Source organism: Alsobacter sp. P4_H11 (assembly GCF_056400925.1).
This window is the reverse complement of record NZ_JBFUKI010000005.1, coordinates 93,760-116,747: the sequence shown is the minus strand read 5'-3', so window position 1 is coordinate 116,747 and position 22,988 is coordinate 93,760. Positions and strand designations below refer to the sequence as shown.

The window sequence follows — 22,988 nt, the reverse complement described above, 5'->3', positions numbered from 1 at the left end:
CGGGCGCTGCCCGCGAGGAGCATGCAAGATGGCCGTTCTCCTGGACCTGTTGAACAAGGACACGCGTCCCCGCCATCCGGAGAAGGCCCACCGCCCGGACCAGCCGGTGCAGCGAAAGCCTGACTGGATCCGCGTGAAGGCGCCGGGCTCGCCCAAATGGGCCGAGACCAACCGCATCGTGCGCGAACACGGGCTCGTCACCGTGTGCGAGGAGGCGGGCTGCCCCAATGTCGGCGAGTGCTGGGAGAAGAAGCACGCCACCTTCATGATCATGGGCGACACCTGCACGCGGGCCTGCGCCTTCTGCAACGTGAAGACCGGCATGCCGGGCGCGCTGGACGCCGAGGAGCCCGCCAAGATCGCCGACGCGGTCGCCAAGCTCGGCCTTGAGCACGTGGTCATCACCTCGGTGGACCGCGACGACCTCGCCGACGGCGGCGCTGAGCATTTCGCCCAGGTCATCCGCGCCATCCGGGCCCGCAGCCCGCGCACCACCATCGAGGTGCTGACGCCCGACTTCCTGCGCAAGGAGGGCGCGCTGGAGATCGTGGTCGCGGCGCGGCCGGACGTATTCAACCACAATCTCGAGACCGTTCCGTCGAAGTACCTGAAGGTGCGCCCCGGCGCGCGCTACTTCCACTCCATCCGGCTGCTGCAGCGCGTGAAGGAGCTCGATCCCACCATCTTCACGAAGTCCGGCATCATGGTCGGCCTCGGCGAGGAGCGGAACGAGATCCTGCAGCTCATGGACGACCTGCGCTCGGCCGACGTGGACTTCCTCACCATCGGCCAGTACCTGCAGCCGACCAAGAAGCATCACCCCGTTATCCGCTTCGTCACCCCGGACGAGTTCAAGGGCTTCGAGACCATCGCGCAGACCAAGGGCTTCCTGCTGGTGTCGTCGTCGCCGCTCACGCGCTCGTCCCACCACGCCGGCGACGACTTCGCCAAGCTGAAGGCGGCGCGGGTCGCCCGCCAGGGCGCCTGAGGGGCGATGCCGTCGTTCCGCACCACACGGCGGGTGAAGCACACCCCCGCCGAGATGTTCGATCTCGTCGCCGACGTTGAGAAATACCCGCTGTTCCTGCCGCTGTGCGAGGGCCTGAAGGTCCGCCGCAAGGCGCAGAGCGGGGAGGGCGTCGAGGTGCTCGTGGCCGACATGACGGTCGGCTACAAGGCCATCCACGAAACCTTCACGAGCCGCGTCACGCTCGATCGCCCGCGGCTGAAGATCCTCGTCGAATATGTCGATGGACCATTTCGCCAATTGGAGAACCGCTGGTCCTTCCAGCCGAACGCCGACGGCTGCGTGGTGGAGTTCTACATCACTTACGAGTTCCGCAGCCGCACGCTGGGACTGTTGATGGGCGCCATGTTCGAGCGCGCCTTCCGCAAATTCGCCGAGGCCTTCGAGGAACGCGCCAACCTGGTCTATGGCGTCGGTCGTCGGCTCGGAACGACGGCGGAGCGGCCCGCCTAGGCGCTTGCGCGCTCCAGCATATCCAGCGCATCCCTGACCGCCGCTTCGCGGATCCCCGCGCGCCCCAGGTCGCCATAGCGGCGTTCCAGATGCAGCGTTTCGCCGCCGCGCCTTGCGGCCGCGAAATGAACGAGGCCGACCGGCTTCAGGTCCGAGCCGCCGCCCGGCCCCGCCACGCCCGTGATCGCCACCGTGACATCCGCGCGCGAGTGCTCCAGCCCACCTTCCGCCATGGCGCGGGCCACCGGCTCGCTGACCGCGCCATGGGCGGTGATCAAGGCCGCAGGCACGCCGACGAGTTCGTTCTTGGCCTCGTTGGAGTAGGTGACGAAGCCCCGCTCCACCACGTCGGACGACCCGGGCACGGCCGTTAGCGCGCCAGCGACGAGGCCGCCCGTGCAGGATTCCACGGTCGCGGCCCTCAACCCGCGGGTGCGCAGATGCGCCAGCACGGCGGCGGCGCGGTTCTCGATGTCGTGCGGGATCATGCGTCCGGCTCCGCCGGGAGGCGCATGGTTGCGACCGCGTGGGCGACGATCCCCTCGCGGCGACCGGTGAAGCCCAATTCCTCGGACGTCGTCGCTTTCACGCCGACCCGGCCCAGCGGCACGGAGCAGATTTCCGCGATGCGGGCGCGCATGGCCTCGCGGTGCGGGCCGATCTTGGGAGCCTCGCAGATCAGCGTGACGTCCAGATGGTCGATCCGCCCGCCGCGGCTTCGTGCGCGCTCAACGGCGTAGCGCAGGAAGAGGTCCGACGAGGCTCCTTTCCAGCGCATGTCGGTCGGCGAGAAATGCGAGCCGATGTCGCCGTCTCCCAGCGCGCCGAAGATCGCGTCCGTGATGGCGTGCAGCGCCACGTCGCCATCCGAATGGGCCGCCAGGCCGCGCCCATGCGGGATCGCGACGCCGCCCAGCATCACGTGGTCGCCGGGGCCGAACGCATGGACGTCGTAGCCGAAGCCGACGCGCGTCTCGAGCGCGTGCGACAGCCGCGCTCCGGCGGCGCTGAAGTCCTCGAGGCGGGTCAACTTTACGTTCTCCATCGCGCCATCCACGATCTCGACAGGCAGTCCGGCGGTTTCGAAGACTGCGGCGTCATCGGTGAGGTCCGTGCGGCCCGCCGCGAAGGCCTTCTCGTGCGCGGCCAGCAAGGCCTCGAACGCAAATCCCTGCGGCGTCTGGATGGCGCGCAGCTCGGAGCGGGGCGGCGTTTCGCGAACGAGACCGTCCGCACCCACCCGCTTCACCGTGTCCGTGACGGGCGCCCCCGGGATTGCAGCGCCGGTCCGTAGCGTCGCCTCCATCACGCGGGCGATGAGCTCCGACGAGGCGAAAGGCCGGGCGGCGTCATGGACGAGAACATGGGTCGGGCGGGTGCGCCCTTCTGCAAGCGTCCGAAGACCTTGCAGCACGGAGGATTGCCGTGTGGCGCCGCCAATGACGGGCGGTAGCAACGGCGAACGCTGTGCGTTCCCGTCCAGGGCCGCGTCGAAAGCGGCCTGGTCGCCTTCGCCGATGACGCAGAGAATGGGCGCGCCCTCGCAGCCGGCCGCAAGCGCCTGGACGCTGCGCGCCAGCACGGTTTGACCCGCAAGCAATCGAAACTGCTTTGGAACGGCGCCGCCGGCGCGTTCGCCTTTACCTGCCGCCACGATGAGAACGGCCCAGCGTATATCCTCTGACATGCCCTCGGTTTGACGCGATTTTACGTTGCGGTCAAACCCGTGTCGGGGCGGCCGCGCATCCTGTCGCAGCCTCCGATGCTCCACTTGTTGCAATGCAAAAAATGTCTAGAATGCAGGCACGATGAAAGAGTGCACAAAAAGCGTGCAGGCCGAGCTGGCGCCCTTGCGTATCGGACCGTTGCAGCTCGACGGCTGCGTCGCGCTGGCGCCGATGTCGGGCGTGACCGACGCCGGCATGCGGCGCATCGCCCGCCGGTTTGGCGCTTCGCTGGTCGTCTCCGAGATGGTCGCGTCGGACGAGTTCGTGCGGGGGTCGGCCGAGGCCAGGCTGCGCGCGGAGGGGACCGGCATCGATCCTCATGTGGTGCAGATCGCCGGGCGCGAGGCTTACTGGATGGGCGAGGCCGCCCGGGTCGCGGAAGCCTCCGGCGCCTCCGTCGTCGACATCAACATGGGCTGCCCGGCCAAGAAGGTCACGGGCGGCCTGTCCGGCTCCGCGCTGATGCGCGACCTCGACCACGCCTTGACGTTGATCGACGCCACCGTTGCGGCGGTCCGCATCCCGGTAACGCTGAAGATGCGCCTCGGATGGGATGACGACACCCGCAATGCGCCCGAACTGGCGCGGCGCGCCGAAGCCGCGGGCATCCAGCTCATCACCGTCCACGGCCGGACCCGCTGCCAGTTCTACACCGGCCAGGCCGACTGGGACGCGATCCGTGACGCCAAAGAGGCCGTGTCCCTGCCGGTGATCGCCAATGGCGATTGCAGCACGCTCGCAGACGCGCACGCCATGCTGGCCCGGTCCGGAGCCGACGGCGTCATGATCGGCCGCGCCGCCGTTGGCCGCCCGTGGTTGCCCGGCATGATCGCCCGGGGCCTCGCGGGCGGGCCTGCCCACGCGCCGAGCCTTCAGGACCGACGGGAAGCCGCGCTGGAGCACTACGACAGCCTTCTCACCGCCTACGGCGCCCGGGTCGGCGTTCGCCACGCCCGCAAGCACCTCGTCGGCTACGTCGAGGATCTTGCTCGGGAGGGCCGGGTCATCCCGGCGGCGCTGCGCCAGATCCTCGTCACCAACGACTCTCCCCCGAACGTCGCGGCGGCCCTGTCGGCCGCCTTCGACTGCCCCCTGCTGGAAGAAGCCGCATGAACATCGCTTCGTTTTCCCGCAACCGTCGCCGGGAGGCAGGCGCAGCCGGTCGCGGCGACGCCATTCTCAACGTCCTGCCGCTGCCGGTGCTGTTGATCGACAGCGACAACCAGGTCGCGGAGGCGAACTCGGCCGCCGAGAGCTTCTTCGAGATGAGCCGACCGACGCTGCAGCGCTACGGCCTGGCCGACCTGTTGCCCTTCGGCTCGCCGGTCGTGAACCTAGTGGACGAGGCGCGCCGTCGCGGCGGCAGCATGAACGAGTATCGCGTCGACATCGGCACGCCCCGCATCGGCAGCGAGCGCATCGTCGATGTTTTCGTCGCGCCGGCCGGGGACAGCGAGTCCCAAGTGGTGCTGATGCTGCAAGAACGGACAATTGCCGAAAAAATAGACAGGCAGCTCACGCATCGCGGGGCCGTAAGGTCGATCTCGGCGCTGGGCTCCATGCTCGCGCACGAGATCAAGAACCCGCTCTCGGGCATTCGCGGCGCCGCCCAGCTCCTCGAAATGTCCGCCTCGGATGAAGATCGCAAGCTCACCAGCCTGATCTGCGACGAGACCGACCGGATCGTGAAGCTCGTCGATCGCTTCGAGGATTTCGCCGATGGGCGGCCGGTTGAGCGTGAGCCCGTCAACATTCACGCCGTGCTGGAGCACGTGAAACGGCTCGCCGCCTCGGGTTTCGCGCGCAACGTGCGCTTCATCGAGACCTATGATCCCTCGCTGCCGCCCGTGATGGGCAATCGGGACCAGTTGATCCAGGTTTTCCTGAACCTCGTGAAGAATGCCGCCGAGGCGATCGGCCCGGATGCGGTCGACGGCGAGATCGAGCTCACCACGGCGTTCCGGCCGGGCGTGCGGATCACGGTTCCGGGCTCGCGCGAGCGCGTCAGCCTGCCGCTGGAATTCTGTGTCCGCGACAACGGCCCGGGCGTTCCGGACGACCTCGTGCGCCACCTGTTCGATCCGTTCGTCACCACCAAGCAGAGCGGGAGTGGCCTCGGTCTTGCTTTGGTTGCGAAGATCGTTGGGGACCACGGGGGCGTCATCGAGTGCGACTCCTTGCCCCGCAGGACGACTTTCCGGGTGCTGATGCCGATGCATGTGGCGCGCGACGGTCGGGCCTGAGCAACAACAAAGGTGATCGATGCCGAGTGGCACTATCCTCGTCGCTGACGACGATGCCGCAATCCGGACTGTGTTGAATCAAGCGCTTGCGCGGGCGGGTTACGAAGTTCGTTCAACCGGTACGGCCTCGGGCCTGTGGCGGTGGGTTGCGGCCGGAGAGGGCGATCTCGTCGTCACCGACGTGGTGATGCCCGACGAGAACGCCTTTGACGTGCTGCCGCGCATCAAGAAGCTTCGGCCCGATCTCCCCATCATCGTGATGAGCGCGCAGAACACGTTCATGACGGCCATCAAGGCCTCCGAGCGCGGCGCCTACGAATACCTGCCCAAGCCCTTCGACCTGAAGGAGCTGATGGCGATCGTGGCCCGCGCCCTGTCGCGGCCGAAAGGCGCGCCGGCTGCCGAGGAGCCGGAGCAGCCCGAGGACATCCCGCTGGTCGGCCGCTCGCCCGCCATGCAGGAGATCTACCGGGCGCTCGCGCGCCTCATGCAGACCGACCTCACCGTGATGATCACGGGCGAGTCCGGCACCGGCAAGGAACTCGTCGCCCGCGCGCTGCATGACTACGGCAAGCGCCGGAAGGGCCCGTTCGTGGCCGTGAACATGGCCGCGATCCCGCGCGACCTCATAGAGAGCGAGCTCTTCGGCCACGAGAAGGGCGCCTTCACGGGCGCGATGCAGCGCGCCTCCGGCCGCTTCGAGCAGGCCGAGGGCGGCACGCTGTTTCTGGACGAGATCGGCGACATGCCGATGGAGGCGCAGACCCGGCTCCTGCGCGTGCTCCAGCAGGGCGAGTACACCACCGTCGGCGGCCGCACGCCGATCAAGACGAATGTCCGGATCGTGGCGGCCACCAACAAGGACCTGCGCATCTCGATCCAGCAGGGGCTGTTCCGCGAAGACCTGTTCTTCCGGCTCAACGTCGTGCCGCTGCGCCTGCCGCCGCTGCGCGAGCGCTCCGAGGACATCGCGGACCTCGTGCGCCACTTCTTCACGATGGTGGAGCGCGAGGGACTGCCGCGCAAGCAGATCGACGCGGGCGCGCTCGACCGGATGAAGCGGTATCGCTGGCCCGGCAACGTGCGCGAGCTGGAGAACCTGGTCCGTCGCCTGGCGGCGCTCTACCCGCAGGAAACAATCACCGAGCCCTTGATCGAGGCCGAGCTGGCCGAGCCCAGCCTGGCGGGGTCGCCGATCCTCCGTCCGGAGTCGATGCCGGACGACGACACCCTGATGGCCTCCGTCGAGCGCCATCTCGGCAAGTATTTCTCGCAGTTCAAGGGCGACCTGCCGCCGCCCGGCCTCTACCACCGCGTGCTGCGCGACCTCGAGGAGCCGCTGATCGGCGCGGCGCTGTCGGCCACCCGCGGCAACCAGATCAAGGCCGCGGAGCTGCTGGGCCTCAACCGCAACACGCTGCGCAAGAAAATCCGGGATCTCGATATCCAGGTGATCCGCACGACGCGGTGAGCTTAGGGCGCGGGCTCGGCCTTCGCGGCCCAGCCCGCAACCACGGGGTGGTCCAGCGCCGTCCGGAAGCGCGGCTCCGCGCCGCCCGGGCTGCCGAAGCCCGTTACGTCCGGGCCGAAGAACTCGCGGTTCACCGCCAGCCACGGCTCCAGCGCCGATGGCAGGCGATCGTCCGGGTAGATCGCCGCCACGGGGCAGATCGTTTCGCACAGCCCGCAGTCGATGCACTCGTCCGGGTGGATGTAGAGCGTGCGGCCGCCCTCGTAGATGCAGTCGACCGGGCAGGCGGTGACGCAGCCCTTGTCCTTCACGTCTATGCACGGGTCGGTGATCACGAAGGTCATGGCCTAGCGGCCCTTCCACACCGGCTTGCGCTTTTCCACGAAGGCGCGGACGCCCTCCTGCGAATCCTCGCTCGCCAGCGCCTCGACCAGAGCCGGCAGGCGCTGGGCCTGCGCCTCGGCGGCCGTGAGGTGGGCGGTGCGGCGCACCACCTGCTTGATGGCGCGCACCGAAAGCGGCGCGCAGGCCAGGATGTCGGCGAGCCAGCGATCCACGGCCGCGTCGAGATCCGCGCGCGGGACGACCTCGTTCACGAGCCCCATGCGGAAGGCCTCGTCGGCCTTGATGCGCTTGCCGGTCAGCATGAGGCCCATGGCCTGACGGAAAGGAATCTGGCGCTGCAGCAGCGTCATTCCGCCATCCAGCGGCATGCGGCCGACGCGGGCTTCCGGCAGGCCGAAGCTCGCCTCCTCGGCGGCGATCACGAGGTCGCAGCCGAGCACCATCTCGAAGCCGCCGCCCACCGCATGGCCGTTGACGCGGGCGATCACGGGCACGTCCAGCGTCTCGCGCAAGGCGATGCCGCCAAAGCCGCCGGGGCGCGGCATGGCCCAGTATTCGAGCCCGCTCGCGCCGCTGCCGCCCTTCATATCCGCGCCGGTCGAGAACGCCCGGTCGCCTGAGCCGGTCAACACCACGGCGCGAACGTCGCGATCCATCTCGATGGTGGCCCAGATGTCCTGCAGCTCACGCTCGGCCTGGACGTCGATGGCGTTCAGCACCTCCGGCCGGTCGATGGTGACGCGCGCGACGTGGTCGGCGACCTTGAAGCGGATCGGCATCAGGCGACCTTTCCGACCGGCGCCATGCCGATCTCGGCCAGCACCTCGGCGGTGTGCTGCCCAAGCTCCGCCGGCGGGATGCGGACCTCCACGACGGCGTCGGACAGGTGCACGGGCGAGCCGACCACGCGCACTTTCTCGATGCTGTTATGGGTCTCCAGGATCATGCCGTTGATCCGCGTCTGGTCGTCGGCCAGCGCCTCTCCGAGTGTCCGGACAGGAGCGCAGAGCAGGTCCTGCGCCTCCAGCCGACCGAGCCAATGGGCCGTGGTGTCCGTGGCGAAGCGCTCGCGAAAGATGGCGTGCAGGGCGGCTTTGTTGGCCACCTGCGAGGCGTGGTCCTTGAAGCGCGGGTCCTCGTGCAGGGTCGGCAGCTCCAGCGCAGTCCCGATGTCGCGCACGGGATCGGCCTTGAAGGCGCCCACCATCACGAGCGCCCCGTCCGTGGTCTCGAATACGCCCGTGAGCGGCATCGCGCCCCAGTTCACCTCGCGTCCGCGCATCATGAAGGCGGCGGCCTCCTGGGTCTGAGCCGCGAGCATGGAATCGAGCAGCGACACGCTCACCAGTTGCCCCCGGCCGGTCTTCTCGCGCTGGAGCAGCGCCAGCAGCACGCCCTGCACCATGTGCATGCCGGCCGAATAATCCGCGAAGGTCGTGGAGTAGATCGAGAGCGGAAGATGCGCGTCCGAGCGGCGCGCCATCACGCCCGACATGGCCTGCGCGAGCACGTCCTGGCCGCCCTTGTGCGCATAGGGGCCGACGAGGCCGTATCCGGTCCCCACCGCGTAGATCAGGCGCGGGTTGCGGGCCTTCAGGGTTTCGTAGCCGAATCCCATGCGGTCCATCACGCCGGCGCGGAAATTGTTCACCACCACGTCCGCCTCGTCCAGGAGGCGCAGCACGGCCTCCTTGTCCTCGGGCTTGCGCGTATCGAGCACGATCGACCGCTTGTTGCGGTTGAGTGAACAATAGACCGGGCCGGTCAGCCCGGCCGGGTCGTTCGGGAACGAGGTCCGGGAGAGGTCGCCCGTCGGCGGGCGCTCGATCTTGATGACGTCGGCGCCGAAGTCGGCCAGGACCTGGGTCGCGACCGGACCCATCATTACCTGGGTGAAATCGACGATGCGGACGCCCGCGAGAGGCAGTTCTGCCGGGGAGGTCACGCGGCGTTCTCCATCAGTGTTGCGTTGGCGGACGGGATGTCGCCGGGGTCGCCGCCCTGGGCGCGGACCCGGGCGCAGATCGCGCGGGGGTCGACCCGCTTCAGCGGCATGTTCCCGGCGATTGCGAGCGCGGCGGCGACGCCGGCCGATTGGCCCATGGACATGCAGGGCGGGATCTCGCGCGACATCTTCTGGGCCGACTCGGTCGCCGAGTAGTGGCGACCGGCGACCAGCAGCCCATCGACCTCCTTCGGCAGCATGGCTCGATAGGGCGTGTAGTAGTCGCGGCCCCGCGCCACCGTGTCGGCGAAGTGCACGCGGTCGCGGACGTCGTCCTTGGTGACCACGTATTCGCCTTCCAGCAGCCGCGTGGTGCGGATGCCGAGCTGCGGCGCGACGTCGACGACGAAAGCCTTCTCGAAGCCGGGCATGTTGGCGCGCACATAGTCGACCAGCGCATAGATGCGCTTGCGGCCCTCGAAGTCGGCGCGGGTCAGGTCCTCGACCGTGAGCGCGTCGTAGCCGGTCATGTGCGGGCAATTGCACCACACGATGCCGGGGAGCGGCGTCTTCAGCCACCAGAAGTCCCAGCTGCCGCCCATGACGCGCTTGGCCTCGCGATCGATGCGCGCATAGGCTTCGGGGTCCTGCTCGCGGAACCGCTCGTTCTCGTCGGCGTCGACGCCGCCAAGCCGAAACACCGTCGTGACGATGTACTTGCCCTCGTTGAACTTCGCGCCCGCCGCCGAGGCGACGTCGAGGTCGCCCGTGGTGTCGATCACGACGTCGCCCAGGATGGCCTCGCGGCCAGCCTTGGTTTCGCAGATCACGCCCTTGATCCGGCCGTCCTGCACGATTGCCTTGGAGAACCAGGAATGGAGGCGCAGGTTGACGCCGGCCTCGGCGATCATCTCGTTTGAGATCCGCTTCCATCCGTCCGGATCAAAGGCCGCCGCCATCACGATCGGGGCCGGCTTCGATTGGGCGCGGAAGTCGAATGCGCCCCAGCGAGCCCACTTGCGGTACACGTCCCAGCCCTGCCGTCGGTCCTCGGGCGGCGGGAATACGGCGGCGCCGACCTTGGCCATGCGCTCGATCATCTCCATGCAGACGCCCTGCACGGTGACTTCGTCGCCGTTGTGCATGTCGTCCAGCACCAGCACCATGCCGCCGGAGGCGAGGCCTCCAAGATAGGGATAGCGCTCCACCAGCGTGACGCTGCAGCCTTCGCGCCGTGCCGCCAGTGCGGCTGCGAAGCCGGCGGGGCCGCCGCCCACCACCACCACGTCCGAGCGTGCGGCGACGCGGGCTGAGCCGGGCTTTTCTTCGATCCGGTCGATCATCGTCATCGGGACCTCCTTGGGGGTTCCGTCATTGGATCAGCGCTTTGCGCGCGTTGGTTGATCAGAACTGCGAACTCAGTGGCCGGTCGGCGCCTGCCAGCGCACCACGAGCCGTTCGGCCAGCGTGATGGTGAGAAAGAACAGCATCGAGAAGCACGAGCCGACGATCACGGTGGCGTAGAGCAGCGCCGAGTCGAATGCGTAGGTGGCCTGGATGATCAGCGCGCCGATGCCGGTCGTGGAGCCGATCCACTCGCCCACGATCGCGCCGATCACCGATGTCGAGGCCGAGATTTTCAACGCCGAGAACAGGTAGGGCAGCGAGTTGTAGAGGCGCAGCTTCAGGAACACCTCGGTCTTGGAGGCCGACAGCACCCGCATCAGCTCCATGGCCTGCGGGTTCACGGACTCCAGCCCGCGGACCATGTTCACCAGCGTCGGGAAGAAGCAGATCAGCGCCGCGATGGCGATCTTGGGCTCCATGCCGTTGCCGAGCAGCAGCACGAGGATCGGCGCCTTGGCGACCACCGGGATGGTGTTGATGATCACCACCAGCGGAAAGAACGCCTCCTCGAGCACCTTCTTGTGCACGAAGGTCGTGGCGATCACGATCGCGGTGACATTGCCGAGCAGGAAGCCACAGATCGCCTCGATGGCGGTCGGCAGCAGGTTCTCCATCAGGAGCCCGAACTTGGCCGTCAGCGTCGCGAACACGGCGACGGGCGAGGGCGCCACGAAGGGCGGAACCTTGAAGATCCAGACCGCCGCGCCCCAGAGCGCGAGAGCGCCCAGGATGCCGGCCGCCGGCAGCAAACGGCGACGCCACGTCTCGCGCGCCTTGCGGCGGGCGAACTCGGCCTCCGCTGCGGAAACGTCGGGCAGAAGGTCTGCGGTTTCGGCGATGGTGCTCATACGCCCCTCCCGAGCAATTCGCGCAGCTCCGCCGCAATGCTCACGAAGGGGGCTGTCTCGCGGATCTTGAGGGTTCGGTCGCGCGGCAGGTCGACGTCGACCAGCTCGGTCACGCGGCCCGGGTTGGCGGCCAGCACGAGCACCTGTTCGCCCAGGAACAGCGCTTCGTAGACCGAGTGGGTCACGAACATGATGGTCGTGCCCGTCTCCTGCCAGATCCGCCGCAATTCCTCGTTCAGGCGGTCGCGCGTGATCTCGTCCAGCGCCCCGAAAGGCTCGTCCATCAGCAGGATGCGCGGGCCGCCCAGGAGGGCGCGCGCAATGGAGACGCGTTGGCGCATGCCGCCCGAGAGCTCGTGCGGGAAGCTGCCTTCCCAGCCCTCCAGGCCCACCAGCTTCATCAATTCCCGAGGCGTCGGTGCGCCGCTCGGCAGCTTTTTGGCGCCGCCGACCTCGAGCGGCAGCTCGACGTTCTGCAGCGCCGTCCGCCAAGGCAGCAGGGCGGCGTCCTGGAACACGAAGCCCAGGGAGCGCTTCAGCCGCGCATCCTGCGGCGTCATTCCGAGCACGTTCACCTGGCCGTGCGTGGGCGACACCAGGTCGGCCACGACGCGCAGCAGCGTGGACTTGCCGCAGCCCGACGGGCCGAGCAGCGACAGGAAGCCGCCCTTTTCAACCGAGAAGGACACGTTCTCCAGCGCCGTGACGGTGCGCCGGTCCGTGACGAACCGAACGGTAACGTTGCGGCAGCTGACGGCGGGCTCGCCCGCGGCCGTCACGGCCGCCGGAGGAAACCCGGCGACGGGGAGGGGGCACGTCGCCGTGGAGGGGGCGGTCATCCCCGCATCAGCCAATCTTCGGCCGGCCGTCGGCCGTGGCCTTGAGGATGTCCATGGTCATCACTTCCTCCAGCTTGGGGGTGCGCTTGGAGAACTGCCCGAGCTCGGCGTAGAGCCCGATCTGGTCGGCCCAGACGGCCGGATCCATCGTGCCCCAGCCTTCCGCGCCGGTCCTGGCCGAGAAGGCGTATTGCAGCATCACGTCCAGCGCCTCGCGCTCGTCGGCGGCCACGAGGTTGGGGAACTCCTTGACGAGCAGCTTCACGGCCTCGTCGCGGTTGGCGTGCGCATAGGCCCAGCCCTTGCCGCTGGCGCGCAGGAATTTCTGCAGCACGTCGGCCTTGGTCTTGATGGTGGTGGTCGTGGCGTAATAGGGCAGGGCGTAGAGATGCACGCCCGCGTCCCACAGGCGCAGGTCGACGCGGTCCGGGCCGAGCACCTTGAGTGCGGTGGTGTTGGTGAGCCAGCCGGTCACCACGTCCACCTGCCCGGTGAGCAGCGGCGCCATGTCGGCCCCGATGGTCACGATGGTGACGTCCTTCTCGGGGATCTTGTTCTTGGCCAGCAAGGCCCGCAGCAGGATCACGCCCGTGGCCTGGATGCCGACCTTCTTGCCGACCAGGTCCTTGGGCTCGCGCACCGGGTTCTTTTTCAGCGAGAAGAACGTGTAGGGGTGCTGCTGGGCGCCAACCGCGAAGCACTGGATCGGGATGTCCTGCGACGCCGCGAGCATCAGGGAAGGCGAGGACGACACTTGGCCGACCTCGAAGCGTCCCGCCGCCACCACGGCGACGCCGTCGATGTTGGGGCCGCCCGATTGGAACTTCAGGTCGACGCCTTCCTGGTCGTAGAAGCCCATCTGCTTGGCGCAGACTTCGCCGATCTGGTTGCCGCCCAGGATCCAGCCGAGCTGGAGATTGACCACGGGCTTGCCCTGCGCGTTCGCGCCGACGCTGAGCAAAGGCCCGGCTGCGGCGGCGGCCGCTCCGGCCTTGAGAAACTGACGGCGATCCAACGGTCCCATGACGCACCCTCCTGCGTTGAAGACGAAACGGCCGGGGAGCGCTGGCTCGACCGAGGCCATCATGATTGCTGTTGTTGAGGGCAGTGAAGCACGCGTTCGCCGTCCCAGAAAGAAGAGATATTCGGATTGTGCGTTGCCGGAATTCGAACGCGCTTCCGTATCGGGCGCCTTGGGCGCGAATTGCCCGTTCTTCGGGCGTCGCGGGCACGGAACCGAGCTTTCGCGCTATCGTTGTCGCTCGGCTCCAGCGTAGCGAGCCCCAAACGAGGAGCTTCGCCCTGGTAGCCCGCATTCAGGACTATGCGCTGATCGGCGACTGCGAGACGGCCGCGCTGGTGTCGCGCGCCGGCTCGATCGACTGGTTGTGCCTGCCGCGCTTCGATTCGGACGCCTGCTTCGCGGCGATCCTGGGCTCGTCCCGCAACGGCCGTTGGCGCATCTCCTGCGCGGACCCGAAAGCCAAACGAAGCCGGCGATACTGGGACGGCGCGCTCATCCTCGAAACCCGCATCGAGACGGCCGGGGGCGTCGCCCGCGTGATCGACTTCATGCCGCCGCGCGATGGCCGGGCCGACGTGGTGCGCATCGTGATCGGCGACTCGGGCGAAGTCGCCTTCCGCACCGAGATTGTCGTGCGGTTCGACTACGGCCTCACGGTTCCGTGGGTGAACCGGATGGAGGACGGGACCATCCAGGCGATCGCGGGCCCGCACCGCGTCACGATCCAGTCGGACGTGCACCTGCATGGCGAGGACATGCGGACCGTTGGCGATTTCTCCGTCAAGGAAGGCGAGACCGTCTCGTTCGTGCTCACCCAGCAGGCGTCCACGGCGACGCCGGCGAAGCCGCTCGATCCCCAGGCGGCGCTGAAGAGGACCGAGGCCTTCTGGCGCGGCTTCTCCAAGCGCGCCCCGGATGTCGGCCGCTGGACGGAGCCGGTGCGCCGCTCCCTGATCGTCCTCAAGGCGCTCACCTACGAGCCCACCGGCGGCATCGTGGCCGCCCCCACCACCTCCTTGCCGGAAAAAATCGGTGGCGTCCGCAACTGGGACTACCGCTATTGCTGGGTCCGCGACGCCTGCTTCACGCTGCAGGCGTTCATGGACGCCGGCTATTACGACGAGGCGTCCGCCTGGCGCGATTGGCTGATGCGCTCCATCGCGGGCTCACCCGCCCAGATGCAGATCATGTACGGCATCGCGGGCGAGCGCCGCCTTCCCGAGTGGGAAGCCAACTGGCTGCCCGGCCACCGCGGCTCCGTCCCGGTCCGCATCGGAAACGCCGCCGTGGACCAGAGACAGCTGGACGTCTTCGGCGAACTCGCGGACGCGCTGTCGGTCGCGCAGAAGGGCGGGCTGCCGCCCCATCCGCGCGCGATGGAGCTGCGGCCCGTGATGATGAAGTTCCTGGAGACCGCCTGGCGCGAGCCGGACGAGGGCATCTGGGAGGTGAGGGGCGGGCGCCGGCATTTCACGCATTCCAAGGTGATGGCCTGGGTGGCGTTTGATCGCGCCGCCTCCAGCGCCGAGCGGAACGGCGAAAAGCAGTTGGCCAGGAAGTGGCGCGCGATCGCGGACGAGATACACGCCGAAGTATGCGCCAAGGCCTTCGACGGCGAGCTGAACGCCTTCGTGCAGTCCTACGGATCCAAGGCGCTGGACGCGAGCGTGCTGCTGATCCCGCATGTCGGCTTCCTGCCGCCCAATGATCCGCGTTTCGTCGGCACGGTGGCGGCGATCGAGCGCAAGCTCATGCGGGGAGGGCTCGTGATGCGCTACGACCTCGACGCGACCACGGATGGGCTACCCTCCGACGAAGGCGCTTTCCTCGCCTGCAGCTTTTGGCTGGCCGACTGCCTGTTGATGCAGGGGCGCCGAGCCGACGCCGAGAAGCTGTTCGAGCGCCTCGTGGGGATATGCAATGATGTCGGTCTGCTCGCGGAGGAATACGACGTCGAGGCAGGCGAGATGGTGGGCAATTTCCCGCAGGCCTTCAGCCATGTGGGGCTCATCAACACGGCGCTGAACCTGTCGCGAACCAAAGGCCCCGCCATGGAGCGCGCCGCTGACGGGCATGGCGTCGCGTCCGCGCCGCCCCGGAAGATGTAACCCAAATGGCGCATTCGCCGGCGGTGCGGTGGTTAACGATCCACCGCTAACCCGGCCGCGCTCTTCCATCGCGCCTCGTTTTCGTCTTCATTGAGCAACACTGTTGCCCCGCCGCATCAGGGCGTGGCCCTGAGTCGCCGACGGGACGTGGAGAAGACGCAGGCACGATGGCAGGTACGTCCGTTGCACTCCCGAGCCTGCCAGACGCGCCCGGAACCCCGCCGCGCGAGGCGTCCCGCTCGTCGCGCGTGATCGGCACGGTGGTCGTCATCCTGGCGCTGCTCTCGGCGGTGGCGACCTTCGTGGTGTTGGCCGGCCTCGTGCCGCTGTCGCCGACGCACGATGTCGTGCTGCGCCTGTTCATGGTCAACGCGCTGCTCGTGATGGTGCTGCTGGGCTTCGTGGTGCGCGAAGCCTATCGGCTCATCAAGGCCAGGCGGGCCGGCGTGGCGGCCTCGGGGCTCCACGCCAAGATCGTTGCGCTTTTCGCCCTCGTGGCGGCCCTGCCGGCCATCCTCGTCGCTGTGGTGGGCTGGATCACGCTGGAGCGCGGGCTGGACATCCAGTTCAGCCGCTATATCCGCAACCTGCTCTCGACCTCGGTCGACGTCGCCAACGCCTATCGTGAGTTGCAGTGCCGCACCATCGGCCGCGAGATCAACCTGATGGCGGCTGATCTCGCCCGCGCCAAGCCGCTGCTGGACCAGAACAGGCCCGCCTACCGCGACTTCATGCAGTCGCGCTCGGTCTTCCTCGGCTTCCCGGTCGCGATGCTGCTGAAGGACGATCTCTCGGTCGTGGAGCGGATCGAGATCAAGCCGATCGAAGGCTTGCCGCTGCCCAGCAAGGACGACATGGCGGCCGCGCAGGATTCCGAGGCCTGGTGCCTGATCCCCAACTCCGGGAACGTGTTCCGGGCGGTGCTGAAAGTGCCCGCCATGGACCAGACCTTCCTGTTCGTCGCCAGGGCGGTGGACCCGAAAGCGCTCGAATTCCCGCAGCAGGCCGAGCAGGCCGCCGCCTATTATGAAGCGCTGTCGCAGCGCAAGATCGACGTGCAGGTCGCCTTCGCGAGCATGTATGTGCTGATCTCGCTGATCCTGCTGTTCTCGGCCGTCTGGACCGGTCTCGCCTTCGCCAACAGCTTTGTGTCGCCGATCCGGCGCCTCATCCACGCCACCGACCAGGTCGCGTCCGGCAATTTCTACGTTCAGGTGCCGGCCCGCAAAAGCGAGGGCGACCTCGCGCATCTGGCCGAGACCTTCAACAAGATGACCTCCGAGCTGCGCCAGCAGCACGATCGACTGACCCAGGCCCGCGACCTGATCGACCGTCGTCGGCGGTTCACCGAGGCGGTGCTCTCCGGCGTATCGGCGGGCGTGATCAGCATCGACGGCGTCGGCCGCATCACGGTGCTCAATCCCTCCGCCGAGCGCCTGCTGCACGGCTCCCGCGACAAGTGGCTGGGCAAGCCCGTGCAGGAGATGATTCCGGCGCTGGCGCCGATCGTCGACGAGGCGCTGAGCGAGCGTCTTCGCCTCGTGCAGGGCCAGGTCGTCGTGTCGGCGAACGGCCAGGACAGGACGCTGACCGTTCGGGTGTCGAGCGAGCAGTCGCCCGATGGCGACAAGGGCTGGATCATCACCCTTGACGACATCACCGACCTCGTGAGCGCCCAGCGCACCGCCGCCTGGGCCGACGTCGCGCGGCGCATCGCGCACGAGATCAAGAACCCGCTCACGCCGATCCAGCTCTCGGCAGAGCGCATCAAGCGCAAATACGGCAAGGTCATCACCGTCGACCGCGAGATCTTCGACCAGTGCACGGACACGATCGTGCGCCAGGTGGACGACATCAAGCGGATGGTGGACGAGTTCTCGTCCTTCGCGAGGATGCCCAAGCCCCTCGCCGAGAACGAGGATTTGGGCGGCATCGTCCGCCAGGTGCTCTTCCTGATGCGTGTCGGCAGCCCCGACATCGCGTTCGAGGAAGACATCCCCTCGACGCCGCTGGTCGCCCGCTTCGATCGCCGGCTGATCTCGCAGGCTGTCACCAATATCGTCAAGAACGCCACCGAGGCGATCGCGGCCGCGCCCGAAGAGGTGCGCGGCCCCGGCCTCGTGAAGGTGGTCGTCAAGGCCGAAGACGGGAACGTGGTGATCACGGTCGCCGAAAACGGCAAAGGCTTCCCGCGCGAGCATCGCCAACGCTTGCTCGAGCCCTACATGACCACCCGTGACGGTGGAACGGGGCTCGGACTCGCGATCGTGGCCAAGATCCTCGAGGACCATGGCGGCGGGATCGAGCTTCTCGACAATCCGGATGTGCCGCAGGGCGGCCTCGTTCGCATGTGGTTCCCGCGCGAAGGTGTGTCGAAAGACACAGCGCAACTGGCCGAATCCCGGAGGGATCTCGCCGCAGCACGAGAAAAGGCGCGGTGATGTTCTCATCCACGACCGTTCATAAGAGGGAGACCGCGCGATGAGCGCAGACATCCTGATCGTCGACGACGAGACCGACATTCGCGAACTCGTCGCCGGCATTCTCGACGACGAGGGTCACCGCACCCGAACGGCGGCCAACTCCGACGAGGCGCTCGCCGCCATCGAGGCCCGCCGCCCGCATCTCGTGTTTCTGGACATCTGGATCCAGGGCAGCCGGCTGGACGGATTACAACTCCTCGACATCATCAAGGAGCAGCATCCCGACCTGCCGATCGTGATGATCTCGGGCCACGGCAACATCGAGACGGCGGTTTCGGCGATCAAGCGCGGCGCCTACGACTTCATCGAGAAGCCGTTCAAGGCCGATCGGCTCGTGCTGGTCGCCGAGCGCTCGCTGGAAGCCTCGCGCCTCAAGCGCGAGGTCAAGGAGCTGCGGGTCAAGTCGCAGCAGGGCACCAAGATCATCGGCCATTCCCAGGCCTCCAACCAGCTGCGGCAGACCATCGAGCGGGTGGCCACCACCAACGCCCGCGTGATGATCTCGGGCGCGCCCGGCTCCGGAAAGGAGCTTGCGGCGCGCACCATCCACCAGCTGTCGTCCCGGTCCTCGGGGCCGTTCGTCGCCATCAACGCCGCCACGATCACGCCCGAGAACATGGAAACCGAGCTCTTCGGCGTCGAAGGCGCGGATGGCAAGGGCCGCAAGGTTGGCGCACTCGAAGAGGCTCATGGCGGCACGCTCTACCTCGACGAAGTCGCCGACATGCCGCGCGAGACGCAGGGCAAGATCCTGCGCGTGCTCGTGGACCAGAACTTCCAGCGCGTCGGCGGGGCCATGCGGGTCCATGTCGACGTGCGCGTGATTTCGTCCACGGCGCGCGACCTCGCGGGCGAGATCATGGCCGGCCGCTTCCGCGAGGACCTGCTGCATCGGCTCAGCGTCGTGCCGATCCGGGTTCCGAGCCTCGCCGAGCGGCGCGACGACATCCCCGAGCTGATCGCGTTCTTCATGGACCAGATCTCGGCCTCGACCGGCCTGCCCAAGCGCACCATCGCGGATGACGCGCTCGCGGTGCTGCAGTCGCATGACTGGCCGGGCAATATCCGCCAGCTCCGCAACAACATCGAGCGCCTGCTGATCCTCGCCGAAGGCGATCCGAGCGCCGAGGTCACGGCGGATTTGCTTCCCTCCGAGGTGGGTTCGCTCGTGCCGTCCACGCCCAACGGGGCGGGCGGCGAGAAGCTGATGTCACTGGCCTTGCGCGAGGCGCGCGAGATCTTCGAGCGCGAGTACCTGGTCGCGCAGATCAATCGCTTCGGCGGCAATATTTCCCGCACGGCCGAGTTCATCGGCATGGAGCGCTCGGCGCTGCATCGCAAGCTGAAGTCGCTCGGCATCGGCTGAGGCGGTCAGCGGATCGCCCTGGCCGACCACCTGACAACTAAAACTGGCGCGACGCGCCCAAGACAAAGGACCCGACCAATGAGCCGCATCGCCTACGTGAACGGCCGCTACGTGCCTCACCGCGACGCGGCCGTCCATGTCGAGGATCGCGGCTACCAGTTCGCCGATGGGGTCTACGAGGTGTGCGAGGTCTTCGGAGGGCGGTTGGTGGACGAGACCCGCCATCTCGACCGGCTCGACCGCTCGCTGAGGGAGCTGCGCATCGCGGCCCCCATGGGCCGCAAGGCGCTGCTGACGATCATGCGCGAGACCGTCGCGCGCAATCGCGTCCGCCACGGCCTTGTTTACCTGCAAGTTTCGCGCGGTGTGGCCCGGCGGGACCATAAGTTCCCGGACCCTGCGACGCCGCCGGCGCTGGTGGTGACCGCGAAATCGATCGATCCTGCCGCGGGCGAGCGGACGGCTGCGGCCGGCGTCTCCGTGATTACGGTTCCGGAAACCCGCTGGGCGCGGCCGGACATCAAGTCCGTGTCGCTGCTCCCGAATGTTCTCGCCAAGCAGCAGGCGAAAGAGGCAGGGGCCGGCGAGGCCTGGTTCGTCGACCAGGACGGAACCGTGCTGGAAGGCGCGTCCACCAACGCGTGGATCGTCACCCATGATGGACGGATCGTCACGCGGCAGGCCGACAATCGCATTTTGCGCGGCGTAACGCGGACCGGGGTGGTCGACCTGCTCGGGCGCCGCAACCTGACGCTCGAGGAGCGTCCGTTCACCGTCGAGGAGGCCAAGCAGGCCGCCGAGGCCTTCATCACCTCTGCTTCCAGCCTTGTAATTCCGGTGGTCAAAATCGACGGCGCGACGGTCGGCGACGGCAAGCCGGGGCCCACGGCCCTTGCATTACGGGGAGCTCTGCACCAAGTGACTGAAATGTCACATGTGGTGACGGCGCCTTATGCTTGAGGGTGGTTGTGGGGCGTAATCGTGGTAGCGTAGCGTGACGGCCTGTTTGGCGATTTCTGTCGCGTAGGCCGTCAGGCATGTTGGTTTGGATAATTTCGAGACGTTAACGCACCAGCCGAAAAGCGGACCCGTCCTCGCGAGCTGGTGAGCAACAAGAGGGGCTAATGCGATGGCTGCGGAGCGGAATCAAAACCTTCAGGACACTTTCCTCAACCACGTCCGCAAGAACAAGGTGCCGCTGACGATCTTCCTCGTGAACGGAGTGAAGCTGCAGGGCGTTGTGACGTGGTTCGATAATTTCTGCGTGCTGCTCCGCCGCGATGGGCACAGTCAGCTCGTCTACAAGCATGCGATCTCGACCATCATGCCCGGCCACCCCGTCTCGCTGTTCGAGCAGGACGAGGGCGCCCCGACCCCGATGAAGGACTGAATTGAAGCATTCTCCTGGCCCTACCGAACCGCTGAACAAGGGCCCTGTCGAGCCGGAGAAGGAGATCGCCTCCGGCACGCGCACCCTCGTGGTCGGACCCTATTTCTCCGCGCGGAAGCAGGCCTATGACGCCGCGAACGACAAGAGCGCGGCCGTCAACCTGAGGATCCCGCAGGCGCGCCTGGAGGAAGCCTCCGGGCTCGCCGCCGCGATCGACCTCGATGTCGTCCAGGCGATCCTCGTCACCATCGCGTCGCCGCGTCCGGCCACCTATCTCGGCAAGGGCAAGGTCGAGGAACTCGCCGGCGCCATCAAGGCCGACGAGATCGACCTCGTGATGATGGATTGCGGCCTCAGCCCGGTTCAGCAGCGCAACCTCGAGAAGGCCTGGGGCTGCAAGGTCATCGACCGCACCGGTCTTATCCTTGAAATCTTCGGTCGTCGCGCCCGCACCCGCGAGGGCGGGCTGCAGGTCGAGCTCGCGCATCTCGAGTACCAGAAGAGCCGCCTCGTGCGCTCCTGGACACATTTGGAGCGCCAGCGCGGCGGCTTCGGCTTCCTGGGCGGCCCGGGCGAAACCCAGATCGAGGCGGACCGCCGCGTCATCCTGGAGCGCATGGGCCGCATCGAGAAGGAGCTGGAAAGCGTCAAGCGCACCCGCTCTCTCCACCGCGAGAGCCGCCGCAAGGTGCCGTACCCGGTGGTAGCGCTGGTCGGCTATACGAACGCCGGCAAGTCGACGCTGTTCAATCGCCTGACCTCCGCCGACGTCATGGCCGAGAACATGCTGTTCGCGACGCTCGACCCCACCGCGCGCGTGGTCAAGCTGCCGCACGGCGCGCCCGTGATCCTGTCCGACACGGTCGGCTTCATCTCCGACCTCCCCACCATGCTGGTCGCGGCGTTCCGCGCGACGCTGGAGGACGTGATCGCGGCCGACGTGATCCTGCACGTGCGCGACGTCTCGCATGGCGACACCGACGCCCAGTCGGCCGACGTGATCGGCATCCTGCGCGAGCTCGGCGTCGATCCGGACGACCACCAGCGCCTCATCGAGGTCTGGAACAAGTCGGACCTGCTGCCCGAGGACGAGCGCACGCGCCTGCTCGGCGTCGTCGAGCATCGGCCGGCCGAGGGGCGCCCGGTTCTGGTCTCGGCCGTGACCGGCGAGGGCATGGACCGGCTCAAGGCCGCTGTGGAGAACAGGCTCGCTCATGAGCGCCCGGTGTTTCACGTCGCCGTGGACTCGGCCGACGGCGCTGGCCTGCACTGGCTCTACGAGGAGGCCGAGGTGCTCGATCGCCGTGAGGACGGCGAGGGCGGCGTGCTGATCGCGGCCCGGATCGCGCCCGAAAAGGAGCCGCGGCTCCTGCGCCGGTTCCCCGGCGCGCGGCGTACGCGCTAGGAGCCCGCTGCAGACTACTCCGCGGCTTTGGCCGCGTTCCAGAGCGCATCCATCTCATCCAGGCTGGCGTCCGCGGTGGAGCGGCCCTGCTGCTCCAGCGCGCGCTCGATGAAGCCGAAGCGCCGTTCAAACTTGGCGTTCGTGCCGCGCAGCGCGGCTTCGGGATCCACGTCGAGATGCCGCGCCAGGTTCGCCACGGCGAAGAGCAGGTCGCCGACCTCTCCGGCCACCTGCGCCTTGTCGCCGACGTCCAGCGCGTCCTCAATTTCGCCGAGCTCCTCGCGCAGCTTGTCCAGGACAAGGCGGGCGTCATTCCAGTCGAAGCCGACCGTGGACGCCTTGGCTTGCAGCTTCACGGCGCGCGTCAGGCCGGGCAGGGCGGTTGGTATGTCGGCCAGAAGCCCGCAATGCTCCTCCGCGGGCAGTCCCGCCGCCTCGCGCGCCGCGCGCCGCTCGGCCTTCTCGGCCGCCTTGATCTCTCCCCACAGCGCCTTGACGGCCGCGGGCGGCATATGCCGCGTTTCGCCGAAGACATGCGGATGGCGCCGGATGAGCTTGGTCGTGATCGCTTCCACGACGCCGCCGAAATCGAACGCTCCCTGTTCCTGCGCCATGCGGGCGTGGAACACGACCTGCAGCAATAGATCCCCGAGTTCGTCGCGCAGGTCCGAGAGGTCGCCCTTCTCGATCGCATCCGCGACCTCGTAGGCCTCCTCGATCGTGTAGGGCGCTATCGACGCGAAGTCCTGCTCGAGATCCCACGGGCACCCGGATCCCGGGGTGCGAAGCGCCGCCATGATGGCGAGCAGGTCGGCGATGTCCCGCGAGGGACGGGGAGGAGCTTTCTCGGTCACGGGCGGTCCGGGCTGAATCGAAGGCCCGGACACCCTAGCTAAACCGCAAGCCG

General features: G+C 67.8%; 21 protein-coding genes. 11 read left to right on the top strand and 10 right to left on the bottom strand.

Annotated elements, in window-relative coordinates; genetic code table 11:
* Positions 1-28: 28 nt before the first annotated feature.
* Both lipA and AC1DSZ_RS10215 read left to right on the top strand, forming a co-directional pair.
* Positions 29-988 carry a lipoyl synthase gene (gene lipA / locus AC1DSZ_RS10220; RefSeq protein ID WP_476838262.1) on the top strand — a complete coding sequence of 320 codons (960 nt, stop codon included), beginning with the start codon at positions 29-31 and terminating at the stop codon, positions 986-988.
* 6 nt (positions 989-994) lie between these two features.
* The gene (locus tag AC1DSZ_RS10215) at positions 995-1,480 is read left to right on the top strand and encodes a type II toxin-antitoxin system RatA family toxin (RefSeq protein ID WP_476838261.1); all 486 of its coding nucleotides are present in this window, start codon (positions 995-997) and stop codon (positions 1,478-1,480) included.
* On the opposite strand, the gene AC1DSZ_RS10210 is transcribed toward AC1DSZ_RS10215, so the two are convergent.
* Complete coding sequence (locus AC1DSZ_RS10210; RefSeq protein WP_476838260.1) at positions 1,477-1,968, bottom strand: CinA family protein; 492 nt, start codon at positions 1,966-1,968, stop codon at positions 1,477-1,479. The two genes, AC1DSZ_RS10215 and AC1DSZ_RS10210, sit on opposite strands and share 4 nt — an antisense overlap.
* Positions 1,965-3,167, bottom strand: a complete 1,203-nt coding sequence (locus tag AC1DSZ_RS10205; protein WP_476838259.1) for a bifunctional 2-C-methyl-D-erythritol 4-phosphate cytidylyltransferase/2-C-methyl-D-erythritol 2,4-cyclodiphosphate synthase — start codon at positions 3,165-3,167, stop codon at positions 1,965-1,967. The genes AC1DSZ_RS10210 and AC1DSZ_RS10205 overlap by 4 nt, the downstream gene beginning before the upstream one ends.
* 121 nt (positions 3,168-3,288) lie before the next feature.
* Here AC1DSZ_RS10205 and dusB point away from each other — a divergent pair, with 121 nt between their 5' ends.
* The 3 genes from dusB to ntrC are packed head-to-tail and all read left to right on the top strand — an operon-like array spanning position 3,289 to position 6,921.
* Positions 3,289-4,320, top strand: coding sequence for a tRNA dihydrouridine synthase DusB (gene dusB / locus AC1DSZ_RS10200; protein WP_476838258.1), 1,032 nt, complete (start codon positions 3,289-3,291; stop codon positions 4,318-4,320).
* A complete protein-coding gene (locus AC1DSZ_RS10195) occupies positions 4,317-5,450 on the top strand; it encodes a two-component system sensor histidine kinase NtrB (protein WP_476838257.1) in 1,134 nt (377 codons plus the stop codon). The genes dusB and AC1DSZ_RS10195 overlap by 4 nt, the downstream gene beginning before the upstream one ends.
* Before the next feature lie 19 nt (positions 5,451-5,469).
* Positions 5,470-6,921, top strand: a complete 1,452-nt coding sequence (ntrC, locus tag AC1DSZ_RS10190; protein WP_476838256.1) for a nitrogen regulation protein NR(I) — start codon at positions 5,470-5,472, stop codon at positions 6,919-6,921.
* A 2-nt stretch (positions 6,922-6,923) separates the two neighbouring features.
* On the opposite strand, the gene fdxA is transcribed toward ntrC, so the two are convergent.
* From fdxA to AC1DSZ_RS10155, 7 genes are all read right to left on the bottom strand, one after another.
* Positions 6,924-7,265, bottom strand: a complete 342-nt coding sequence (gene fdxA / locus AC1DSZ_RS10185) for a ferredoxin (protein WP_476838255.1) — start codon at positions 7,263-7,265, stop codon at positions 6,924-6,926.
* A gap of 3 nt (positions 7,266-7,268) precedes the next feature.
* On the bottom strand, positions 7,269-8,045 hold the full coding sequence (locus AC1DSZ_RS10180) for an enoyl-CoA hydratase-related protein (RefSeq protein WP_476838254.1): 777 nt from the start codon (positions 8,043-8,045) through the stop codon (positions 7,269-7,271).
* Positions 8,045-9,211, bottom strand: a complete 1,167-nt coding sequence (locus AC1DSZ_RS10175) for a CaiB/BaiF CoA transferase family protein (protein ID WP_476838253.1) — start codon at positions 9,209-9,211, stop codon at positions 8,045-8,047. Before AC1DSZ_RS10175 ends, AC1DSZ_RS10180 begins: the two co-directional genes overlap by 1 nt.
* Positions 9,208-10,554, bottom strand: coding sequence for an FAD-dependent oxidoreductase (locus AC1DSZ_RS10170; RefSeq protein ID WP_476838491.1), 1,347 nt, complete (start codon positions 10,552-10,554; stop codon positions 9,208-9,210). Before AC1DSZ_RS10170 ends, AC1DSZ_RS10175 begins: the two co-directional genes overlap by 4 nt.
* 75 nt (positions 10,555-10,629) lie before the next feature.
* On the bottom strand, positions 10,630-11,466 hold the full coding sequence (locus tag AC1DSZ_RS10165; protein ID WP_476838252.1) for an ABC transporter permease: 837 nt from the start codon (positions 11,464-11,466) through the stop codon (positions 10,630-10,632).
* Entirely contained in the window at positions 11,463-12,305 is an 843-nt protein-coding gene (locus tag AC1DSZ_RS10160; protein ID WP_476838251.1) for an ABC transporter ATP-binding protein, read from the bottom strand. Before AC1DSZ_RS10160 ends, AC1DSZ_RS10165 begins: the two co-directional genes overlap by 4 nt.
* Positions 12,306-12,312: 7 nt before the next feature.
* Entirely contained in the window at positions 12,313-13,329 is a 1,017-nt protein-coding gene (locus AC1DSZ_RS10155; RefSeq protein WP_476838250.1) for an ABC transporter substrate-binding protein, read from the bottom strand.
* 278 nt (positions 13,330-13,607) lie between these two features.
* Here AC1DSZ_RS10155 and AC1DSZ_RS10150 point away from each other — a divergent pair, with 278 nt between their 5' ends.
* From AC1DSZ_RS10150 to hflX, 6 genes are all read left to right on the top strand, one after another.
* On the top strand, positions 13,608-15,437 hold the full coding sequence (locus AC1DSZ_RS10150; protein ID WP_476838490.1) for a glycoside hydrolase family 15 protein: 1,830 nt from the start codon (positions 13,608-13,610) through the stop codon (positions 15,435-15,437).
* Between the two features lie 167 nt (positions 15,438-15,604).
* Positions 15,605-17,878, top strand: a complete 2,274-nt coding sequence (locus AC1DSZ_RS10145; RefSeq protein WP_476838249.1) for a sensor histidine kinase NtrY-like — start codon at positions 15,605-15,607, stop codon at positions 17,876-17,878.
* A gap of 40 nt (positions 17,879-17,918) precedes the next feature.
* Complete coding sequence (ntrX, locus tag AC1DSZ_RS10140; RefSeq protein WP_476838248.1) at positions 17,919-19,286, top strand: nitrogen assimilation response regulator NtrX; 1,368 nt, start codon at positions 17,919-17,921, stop codon at positions 19,284-19,286.
* A 78-nt stretch (positions 19,287-19,364) separates the two neighbouring features.
* The gene (locus AC1DSZ_RS10135; RefSeq protein WP_476838247.1) at positions 19,365-20,246 is read left to right on the top strand and encodes a D-amino-acid transaminase; all 882 of its coding nucleotides are present in this window, start codon (positions 19,365-19,367) and stop codon (positions 20,244-20,246) included.
* A 169-nt stretch (positions 20,247-20,415) separates the two neighbouring features.
* On the top strand, positions 20,416-20,676 hold the full coding sequence (hfq, locus tag AC1DSZ_RS10130; protein ID WP_188517487.1) for an RNA chaperone Hfq: 261 nt from the start codon (positions 20,416-20,418) through the stop codon (positions 20,674-20,676).
* A gap of 1 nt (position 20,677) precedes the next feature.
* Entirely contained in the window at positions 20,678-22,081 is a 1,404-nt protein-coding gene (gene hflX / locus AC1DSZ_RS10125; protein WP_476838246.1) for a GTPase HflX, read from the top strand.
* Positions 22,082-22,095: 14 nt separating this feature from the next.
* Here the strand turns inward: hflX and mazG are convergent, their stop codons facing one another.
* Complete coding sequence (gene mazG, locus AC1DSZ_RS10120) at positions 22,096-22,935, bottom strand: nucleoside triphosphate pyrophosphohydrolase (protein ID WP_476838245.1); 840 nt, start codon at positions 22,933-22,935, stop codon at positions 22,096-22,098.
* Positions 22,936-22,988: the final 53 nt, after the last annotated feature.

What these genes read in the sequence shown, in the direction of transcription:
- lipA (WP_476838262.1), top strand. Translation starts at nt 29, where the DNA reads ATGGCCGTTCTCCTGGACCTGTTGAACAAGGACACGCGTCCCCGCCAT.
- ntrC (WP_476838256.1), top strand. Translation starts at nt 5,470, where the DNA reads ATGCCGAGTGGCACTATCCTCGTCGCTGACGACGATGCCGCAATCCGG.
- AC1DSZ_RS10155 (WP_476838250.1), bottom strand. Translation starts at nt 13,329, where the DNA reads ATGGGACCGTTGGATCGCCGTCAGTTTCTCAAGGCCGGAGCGGCCGCC.
- AC1DSZ_RS10160 (WP_476838251.1), bottom strand. Translation starts at nt 12,305, where the DNA reads ATGACCGCCCCCTCCACGGCGACGTGCCCCCTCCCCGTCGCCGGGTTT.
- AC1DSZ_RS10135 (WP_476838247.1), top strand. Translation starts at nt 19,365, where the DNA reads ATGAGCCGCATCGCCTACGTGAACGGCCGCTACGTGCCTCACCGCGAC.
- AC1DSZ_RS10145 (WP_476838249.1), top strand. Translation starts at nt 15,605, where the DNA reads ATGGCAGGTACGTCCGTTGCACTCCCGAGCCTGCCAGACGCGCCCGGA.
- ntrX (WP_476838248.1), top strand. Translation starts at nt 17,919, where the DNA reads ATGAGCGCAGACATCCTGATCGTCGACGACGAGACCGACATTCGCGAA.
- AC1DSZ_RS10205 (WP_476838259.1), bottom strand. Translation starts at nt 3,167, where the DNA reads ATGTCAGAGGATATACGCTGGGCCGTTCTCATCGTGGCGGCAGGTAAA.
- AC1DSZ_RS10170 (WP_476838491.1), bottom strand. Translation starts at nt 10,554, where the DNA reads ATGATCGACCGGATCGAAGAAAAGCCCGGCTCAGCCCGCGTCGCCGCA.
- AC1DSZ_RS10180 (WP_476838254.1), bottom strand. Translation starts at nt 8,045, where the DNA reads ATGCCGATCCGCTTCAAGGTCGCCGACCACGTCGCGCGCGTCACCATC.
- AC1DSZ_RS10210 (WP_476838260.1), bottom strand. Translation starts at nt 1,968, where the DNA reads ATGATCCCGCACGACATCGAGAACCGCGCCGCCGCCGTGCTGGCGCAT.
- dusB (WP_476838258.1), top strand. Translation starts at nt 3,289, where the DNA reads ATGAAAGAGTGCACAAAAAGCGTGCAGGCCGAGCTGGCGCCCTTGCGT.
- AC1DSZ_RS10165 (WP_476838252.1), bottom strand. Translation starts at nt 11,466, where the DNA reads ATGAGCACCATCGCCGAAACCGCAGACCTTCTGCCCGACGTTTCCGCA.
- hfq (WP_188517487.1), top strand. Translation starts at nt 20,416, where the DNA reads ATGGCTGCGGAGCGGAATCAAAACCTTCAGGACACTTTCCTCAACCAC.
- AC1DSZ_RS10215 (WP_476838261.1), top strand. Translation starts at nt 995, where the DNA reads ATGCCGTCGTTCCGCACCACACGGCGGGTGAAGCACACCCCCGCCGAG.
- AC1DSZ_RS10195 (WP_476838257.1), top strand. Translation starts at nt 4,317, where the DNA reads ATGAACATCGCTTCGTTTTCCCGCAACCGTCGCCGGGAGGCAGGCGCA.
- fdxA (WP_476838255.1), bottom strand. Translation starts at nt 7,265, where the DNA reads ATGACCTTCGTGATCACCGACCCGTGCATAGACGTGAAGGACAAGGGC.